Source organism: Bacteroidia bacterium (genome assembly GCA_025056095.1).
Lineage (GTDB): Bacteria > Bacteroidota > Bacteroidia > JANWVE01 > JANWVE01 > JANWVE01.
Map to the genome: position 1 here is coordinate 1 of JANWVW010000134.1, position 7,578 is coordinate 7,578.

The 7,578-nt window shown below is 36.1% G+C and carries 8 protein-coding genes; 2 read left to right on the top strand and 6 right to left on the bottom strand.

The features are described from left to right. Positions 1-296: 296 nt before the first annotated feature. Positions 297-1,268 carry an acyl transferase gene (locus NZ519_09780; GenBank protein ID MCS7029042.1) on the top strand — a complete coding sequence of 324 codons (972 nt, stop codon included), beginning with the start codon at positions 297-299 and terminating at the stop codon, positions 1,266-1,268. A 19-nt stretch (positions 1,269-1,287) separates the two neighbouring features. Here NZ519_09780 and NZ519_09785 read toward each other — a convergent pair whose 3' ends face one another. The 6 genes from NZ519_09785 to NZ519_09810 all read right to left on the bottom strand — a co-directional run bounded on the left by NZ519_09785 (position 1,288) and on the right by NZ519_09810 (position 6,120). Next, positions 1,288-2,049 (bottom strand): exodeoxyribonuclease III, encoded by a 762-nt coding sequence (locus tag NZ519_09785; protein MCS7029043.1) that lies wholly within the window; start codon positions 2,047-2,049, stop codon positions 1,288-1,290. 2 nt (positions 2,050-2,051) lie between these two features. Next, positions 2,052-2,432: a hypothetical protein gene (locus NZ519_09790; protein MCS7029044.1), complete on the bottom strand. Its 381-nt coding sequence runs from the start codon at positions 2,430-2,432 to the stop codon at positions 2,052-2,054. A 91-nt stretch (positions 2,433-2,523) separates the two neighbouring features. Further along, a complete protein-coding gene (locus NZ519_09795; GenBank protein ID MCS7029045.1) occupies positions 2,524-3,654 on the bottom strand; it encodes a beta-lactamase family protein in 1,131 nt (376 codons plus the stop codon). 33 nt (positions 3,655-3,687) lie between these two features. Further along, entirely contained in the window at positions 3,688-4,413 is a 726-nt protein-coding gene (locus NZ519_09800; protein MCS7029046.1) for a class I SAM-dependent methyltransferase, read from the bottom strand. 4 nt (positions 4,414-4,417) lie between these two features. After that, entirely contained in the window at positions 4,418-5,752 is a 1,335-nt protein-coding gene (gene argH, locus NZ519_09805; protein ID MCS7029047.1) for an argininosuccinate lyase, read from the bottom strand. Between the two features lie 38 nt (positions 5,753-5,790). Continuing rightward, positions 5,791-6,120 carry a 2Fe-2S iron-sulfur cluster-binding protein gene (locus tag NZ519_09810; GenBank protein MCS7029048.1) on the bottom strand — a complete coding sequence of 110 codons (330 nt, stop codon included), beginning with the start codon at positions 6,118-6,120 and terminating at the stop codon, positions 5,791-5,793. Positions 6,121-6,257: 137 nt separating this feature from the next. Between NZ519_09810 and NZ519_09815 the strand changes: the two genes are divergently transcribed. Further along, complete coding sequence (locus tag NZ519_09815) at positions 6,258-7,496, top strand: sigma 54-interacting transcriptional regulator (protein MCS7029049.1); 1,239 nt, start codon at positions 6,258-6,260, stop codon at positions 7,494-7,496. Positions 7,497-7,578: the final 82 nt, after the last annotated feature.

Consider the following 7,578-nt stretch of genomic DNA (forward strand, 5'->3'; position numbering starts at 1 on the left):
AGCACGGTGCGGAGCGAAGCGTAGCACCGAAGCGTCAGCGTAGCCCGTAGCACGCCGACCTTGTGGGCATGAGCGCAAGCGAAACGCCCACAAGGGCACGCCCAAAAGAACTAAAATTAAAACTTAATCTTTACAAAATTATCCCTCGTAGGTCTGTAAATGGCTTATTGAGCTGAAAATGTAAGATATTTAGACCTTTGTAGCTTCAAACACAACGTACAAAATTGTAAAGTCCTTACAAACAAACTATGTTATCTTTGCAAAGATATCTTGATATGCTATTGTAACTTTGCTGTATGCTGTCTTGCCCATTTTGGCAAAATTCCACAGATTGGAATACCTATTTTATAGAGCTGTTTCACTTTCATAAAAAGTACAATCCTGTATATGCTCATTACCTGCAACTGATTAAGTACAACAGTAGCCCTCAAGATTATACTCAAATTCCAACCTTGCCAATTACTTTGTTTAGAAAGCATGCAATATACCTTCCTACATTTAAGCCCACTTTGCATTTTGAGAGTAGCTCTACTACACAATCTATACCTTCTAAACATTATGTTATTGACCTTGAATACTACCACCAAAGCATAATTAAACATTTTAGAAGTTTTTTCACTGCTGAAAAATACACGTTTTTGTGTCTTTTACCTGGATATTTAGAGCGCCCCCATGCTTCATTAGTGTATATGATGAAGTATTTGATAGAACAGTTTGGTACACAGCACAGTGGTTTTTTTATTCACGACTTTGAAAGTTTGAAAAACAGTATAGAAAAAGCTATTCAAAATGAAGAGAATATTTTTTTAATCGGTGTGTCTTTTGCTTTGTTAGATTTTGCAGCGAAATATCCTATTGCTTTGCCCTCTTCAGCAATAGTCATGGAAACAGGGGGTATGAAAGGGCGAAAAAAAGAATGGATACGCCAAGAATTACATGAATTCTTAAAACAGCAGTTTCAAATTCATACTATTTACGCAGAATACGGAATGACAGAACTCCTTAGCCAAGCATATTGCTATGATGGTGTGCATTTTCACGCCCCTGCGTGGATGCGCATATATACCACAGAAATTAACGATCCTTTCACAGTAAATAGTCAAAAGAGCTCAGGGGTTTTGAATATCATTGACGCAGCTAACTTGTATTCTTGTCCATTTATCCAAACTCAGGACATTGGCAAGGTATATGAAAACGGCAGCTTTGAGGTATTAGGTAGATTAGATTACAGCGAACTAAGAGGTTGTAATTTAATGTACGTGCTTTGAACTTTTTAGAGTATCAGCTTCAAATTTCAATTTCTAAAACCATTGGACAGTGGTCAGAAAAATTCACTTGGGGGATTAAAAAAGCATTTTGTATTTTGTTTTTAAGATTATTTGTAGCAAAGATATAGTCAATTCGCCAGCCTTTATTTTGCTTTTTAGCCCCTGTACGTAAGTCCCACCACGTATATTGGTGAGGTAAAGAATTAACCTGCCTGAATGTATCAAAATATCCCAAGTCTATAAACGCATCAATGTAAGCTCGCTCTTCGGGCAAAAAACCAGATTTATTTTCGTTTTCTTTTGGATTATGTATATCTATCGGCTTATGACAAACGTTGACATCCGCACAAATTAAGACATGTGCGTGTTTATTTTTTAGTCGTTCCATATAAGATTTAAAGGCTTCTAAATGTCTAAGTTTGTAAGATAACCTACCGCTTGAACCTGACGGAAAATATGCACAGACTACACAAAATTTTTCATATACAAGTGTCAAGGTTCTGCCTTCTATGTCAAATTCTTTTATGCCTATTCCTTCTATAACTTCCATAGGTTTGAATTGAGTAAATACAGCTACACCGCTATAGCCTGGCTTTTGAGCATGCGACCAATAAGTTAGATAGGGGATTCGTAGCCACTGCAGCTCTTTCGGAATTTGATGTGCTTGTAATTTAGTTTCTTGTAGACATAAAATATCGGCGTTTTGCTGCTCTATCCAATGTAAAATGTTTTTGCGTATTGCGGCGCGTAAGCCATTGATGTTATAGGTTATTATTTTCATGATTATTTCATAAAATTCTCCTGGTTTTCTATGGTAACCAACCATTTTCCATTTTGCTTTTTTAAGAAAATTTCTACCTCTTGGTTTTGATTTGCAGCATCTTTGAGCTTAATGGTAGCCTTATTGTCATAAACGGTTTCAGATACAAAAATGTATTTTGAGCGAGTAACCTTAGTTTGCTGCTCTATTCCTACTCCTTTAATATAGTCAATTTTTTTTTTGCTTTCTTCTGTACAGTATTTTTTAGCCGTTTCATAATCCTGCTGCGCCATGGCATTAGCATAGGCTATGCTTACTTCTCTTCGTTGTTTGGTTTCTTTATTGCTGCATCCTGCCAAAACAAAAAAAATGAACACAGATAAGATGAAAATAGCTTTTTCCATACAGAGAATTATTGGTACAAAAGTATGATATATTTATTAGGTAAAAAAAATGTGCTTGACTTTTGCAAATAAAAAGTTGATATTCAAATTTTTACCATTCTAATACCTCGTCAATCATTTTTTTGATGATTATGGGATGAATTCCGTCTTTTTTTCCAATTTTTTCTCCTAGTCTAACTATTACAATGTTTTTGGAAGGAATAACAATAATCAATTGACCTAATATCCCACGAGCATAGAATACAGACTGGTTTTTATATGACATCAACCACCACATATAGCCGTAATATTCGGCTTTGTTTCCCTTTTCATCAGGTATAGGTAAAGGAGTTAGCGATTGTTCAACATATTGAGTATCTACAATTTGCTTACCTTTCCAATTTCCTTTATGTAGATAAAGCAGTCCAATTCGGGCAAAATCCCGAGCATTGCTATTGATACAACAGTATGATTTTTCATCGCCGTTTTCTTTATCTAAGCTCCACAAAGCATCATCAACGGCATGGATAGGGGTCCATAATTTTTCGCTCATATATTCGCTAACGGTTTTACCTGTAACTTTATTCAAAATAAATGATAAAATTAAAGGATCAGAACCTTTGTAGCGATGTACAGTACCAGGCGTATGAATGACTTTTAATTTTCGTACCAATTTGCGTAAATCTGTACCGTAATAAGATTCAGTAGTATGATTAAAAGGACTGTTGTATCGTTCTTGAAAATTAAGTCCTGATGCCATCATTAAACAGTGGCGAATGGTAATTTTGGCTTTATCCCCTTCTTTGAATTCAGGTAAATACTCATGTACAGGTGTATCTAAACTTTTGATTAGACCTTCTTTGTAAGCAATACCTACTAAAATACTAACTACGCTTTTAGCCATAGAAAAGGAATTAGATAAAGCATGCTCATGATAAGGCTTTGCATACTGCTCATAAACAATGGTATCATTTTTAACTACCAAAAAGGCAACTGTTTTAAGAGAGTCATGAAGCTTTTGTAACGAAGGTGATATATTTTTGTTCTTACGAACAGGTAAAGGTTCAGGTGATTTTGCTTTTATAGTACGATTATGAAAAATTTTATAGTCGTCAATATCTGCATAGTTAAAAATAAGTGCCTTGTAGATATAGGTTGTGTCCGTCAACCAAAAAATGAGATGCAGTAAGCTCAATATTGCTACAATTCCTACTACAATCCGAATAAGTCTTTGCGCTTTCATTTTCCTACTTAATAAAGTTAAAGCAAAATTATGTTAATTCTTTATCTTTTTGGCTATCAAGATGCATCTTTTACCTTGCGAATGAGCTTGGTAATCTCCCCATTGGGCAAGAATTGAAGCACCTGCCTGTTGAAAAAAGTGTATTAAAGTTTTAGATGAATACAATTTGACACGCTCCTCAAAAAGATAGTTTCTACCTTGGTCTGCAAATGTGATGGTTTTTATTACTGTGTTATCTTCTATACGGCGAGTAATGTAAAAAGTAATGCTTTTTTTTACCACTTTTTCATGCGGAATGAGTGTTTGCATGACGTATTCAGAATTAAAGTAATCTAAAATGATGATGTTATTACTTTGCTTGACCCAGTTTTTGACTACTTGTACGTTCTCTTCATCATTGTCAAAATATCCGAATGAGGTAAAAAGATTGCTCACTACTTCAAATACAGTGGGTAAAAGCTGACGAATGTCCTGCACAAAAAATTGAATATTAGACAGGTTTCTGCTCTGTTTTATAGCTTGTTCAATGTTATTGGGGGATAGGTCTATACCTGTAACTTGGAAGCCCTTTTGAGCTAAGTATATTGCATGTCTGCCTGTACCGCAAGCTGTGTCCAACCAAGAATCCCCTATTTTTACGTGCCCTTCTGATAATAAAAAGTCAGTTAGAACATCAATGAACTGTTTTGCTTCCTGTACATCTCGGTGTTGATACAAAAGATGATAATAAGGGCTATCAAACCAGCTCCTATACCACATTATTTTATTGTTGTAAAAGTTGATTTATAGCATTATTGACCTGTTCAAAAGGAAAACTCTCTAAAACTCTCTGCATCTCCTGTTGAATAATAGCATTTTGTAAATTGCCGATACTTCCTTCATGAGTGTGCTTGACTTCTTTAGGTGGATTAAATGTACCATTTTGAATCTGTTCAGCTACTATACGGTAAGCTTCTCTAAAAGGAACGCCTTTTAATACTAAATCATTTACTACCTCTACGCTAAACAGGTGTTCATATCGTTTGTCTTCTAAAATGTTTTCCTTAATAATAATTTGACTGATGGCGTAATTAGTGATATAAATACAAGAATTAAGTTCAGCAAAAGCAGGAATGAAGTTTTCTTTGATAAGTTGTAAATCTCTGTGATATCCTGATGCTAAATTGGCAGTAATTAAGCTAATTTCATTGGGGAGTGCCATAATTTTGTTGCACTTAGCGCGTACAAGTTCAAAAACATCAGGATTTTTTTTATGTGGCATGATACTTGAACCTGTGGTTAGTGCGTCAGGAAAGGTAATAAAGCCGAAATTTTGAGAAATATACAAGCATACATCTTGGGCAAGTTTAGCTAAGGTAGCCGCAACGTTAGCCATAGCTTGTGCTACAATCCGTTCTGTCTTTCCTCTTCCCATTTGAGCATAAACTACATTGACGTTGAGCTGTTCAAAACCCAGCAGCCGTGTAGTCATTGTACGATTGAGCGGAAAAGATGAACCGTATCCTGCCGCAGAACCTAACGGATTTTTATTTGCTACTCGGTAAGCGGCTTGCAGTGTAATTAAGTCATCTACTAAGCTTTCAGCATATCCACCAAACCAAAGCCCAAAAGAAGAGGGCATAGCAATTTGATAGTGCGTATACCCTGGTATAAGAACATGCTTATGTTTCTCACTTAGCTCAATAAGTGTATCAAATAATTCCTTGACAAGATGAACCGTGTTTTCAATTTCTTTGCGAATAAAAAGTTTTAGATCTAATAGTACTTGGTCATTACGAGATCGCCCACTATGAATCTTTTTGCCCACCTCACCTAACTTACGAGTTAAGTGCAATTCTACTTGTGAATGAACATCTTCTACTCCTTCTTCAATCACAAAATTACCTTTTTCGATTTCATAGTACAAAGCAATCAGTTCTTTTTTTAGTGTAGAGAGTTCATCTTGAGTTAGCAAGCCGATGCTTTGCAGCATCGTAATATGGGCAATTGAACCTATCACATCATGTGGGGCAAGGTACAAGTCCATTTCACGGTCCTTGCCAACCGTGAAGTTCTCAATTTCTTTACTGATTTCAAAGCCTTTTTGCCATAATTTCATGCAGGCAAAAATATCAATTTTTGACTGTACAATTTTAACTAGTGTCCTAAATAAACACTTTGGTCGGGAACTAATACTTTTACCCTACCAAATACTTGACATTGACAAGCTAAACGAGACTCCAAAGTAACATTATCTGCCAAATCTATGCGATCTTGTTCTTTTTCTTGCATTTCAGATAAGTTTTCCATTCCTTCTTGGATATAGACATGGCAAGTAGTACAAGCACATACGCCACCGCAATTATGCTGTATATGTATTCCTGCATCTAGCGCAGCTTCTAATATAGTTTCCCCTTCAACTGCTTTAATAATTCTAGGCTGTTTATGTTTCTCTTCAAAGACGAATTCAATTTCATGTGTTTTCATACTTGTGTGTGCAAATTAAAGAAACAAACTTGTAAAAAAGTTCAAAAAGTTAGTTTAATTTTAAATGGAATTCCAAAACAATACAGTTTTGCCCTTATCATAAAAACATACAAACTAAATTTGTATTTTTGTCAGTGATGGATGTAGATATAGAAGCTCTAAAAAAACGGTTTAACATTATTGGAAATGCGCCTAGGTTGATACACGCTTTAAGAACAGCTGCACAGGTCGCTTCTACAGATGTTTCTGTACTTATCTTAGGAGAAAGTGGTACAGGTAAGGAAGTATTTTCTAAAATTATTCACCAACTTAGTCCAAGAAAAAACTATCCCTTTATTGCTGTTAACTGTGGGGCTATTCCCGAAGGAACAATTGATTCCGAACTTTTTGGGCATGAGAAAGGTGCATTTACAGGTGCCGTAGAGGCTCGTAAAGGTTATTTTGAAACTGCTAACGGAGGCACTATTTTCTTAGATGAAATTGGCGAAATGCCCCTCATGACCCAAGCAAGACTGCTTAGAGTATTAGAAAACGGAGAATTTATACGAGTAGGTAGTAGTAAGATACAAAAAACCAATGTACGTATTGTAGCTGCTACAAATGTTGTCCTTACACAAGCCATTGAAAAAAAACAATTCAGAGAAGACTTGTATTATCGGCTAAATACTGTACCTTTATACATTCCCCCCTTGCGAGAACGGGGCGAGGATATCATTGAACTGTTTAGATACTTTGCTTACGAATTTGCCTTAAAGCATAATCGCGTAAGTGCGCTGCGGTTAGAAGAAGATGCTAAACCCATTTTACTTAAACACCCCTGGAAGGGAAATGTGCGTGAGCTTAGAAACGTCGTTGAGCAGATGACCATTCTTGTTCCTGAAAATTATGTTTCGGCTGAAATTTTATCGCAATACCTTTCTGCAAATACTGTAAAAAGTACCTCTGTATCAGGCTTGCCTACGCTTACAGCAGAAAGTTTTAGTAATAAAGACTTTCTCACTGAACGTGAAATCCTCTACAAGGTTTTATTTGACCTTAAAAAAGATGTTAATGAGCTTAAAAAAGTAGTAGCACAACTACTGCAAAACAAACCTGATATAGCTAAAACACCCTATCCCAAACTACTTTTGGATACCGATAATTTTGCACATTTGACAGAGGAGGGGGAATTTCACGATGCTTCTATTGTAGAAGCAGAAGCACAACCTGCACAGGAAGAAACTCTTTCTTTAGAGCAGCAGGAGATTGCTACAATTATTGCAGCATTAAAAAAGCATCATCGTAACAGGCGAAAAGCAGCCAAGGAATTAGGTATCTCTGAACGCACATTGTACAGAAAAATTAAACAGTATAATTTAGATGAACGACAAAGATAGTTTTATTTTGGGCGTGCCCCTTGCTGACGCAAGGGTCGGGGCATTCCGCACTACGCTTCGCTTCGGTGCTTCGCTAACGCTA

What these genes read in the sequence shown, in the direction of transcription:
- NZ519_09780 (MCS7029042.1), top strand. Translation starts at nt 297, where the DNA reads ATGCTGTCTTGCCCATTTTGGCAAAATTCCACAGATTGGAATACCTAT.
- NZ519_09795 (MCS7029045.1), bottom strand. Translation starts at nt 3,654, where the DNA reads ATGAAAGCGCAAAGACTTATTCGGATTGTAGTAGGAATTGTAGCAATA.
- NZ519_09785 (MCS7029043.1), bottom strand. Translation starts at nt 2,049, where the DNA reads ATGAAAATAATAACCTATAACATCAATGGCTTACGCGCCGCAATACGC.
- argH (MCS7029047.1), bottom strand. Translation starts at nt 5,752, where the DNA reads ATGAAATTATGGCAAAAAGGCTTTGAAATCAGTAAAGAAATTGAGAAC.
- NZ519_09810 (MCS7029048.1), bottom strand. Translation starts at nt 6,120, where the DNA reads ATGAAAACACATGAAATTGAATTCGTCTTTGAAGAGAAACATAAACAG.
- NZ519_09790 (MCS7029044.1), bottom strand. Translation starts at nt 2,432, where the DNA reads ATGGAAAAAGCTATTTTCATCTTATCTGTGTTCATTTTTTTTGTTTTG.
- NZ519_09800 (MCS7029046.1), bottom strand. Translation starts at nt 4,413, where the DNA reads ATGTGGTATAGGAGCTGGTTTGATAGCCCTTATTATCATCTTTTGTAT.
- NZ519_09815 (MCS7029049.1), top strand. Translation starts at nt 6,258, where the DNA reads ATGGATGTAGATATAGAAGCTCTAAAAAAACGGTTTAACATTATTGGA.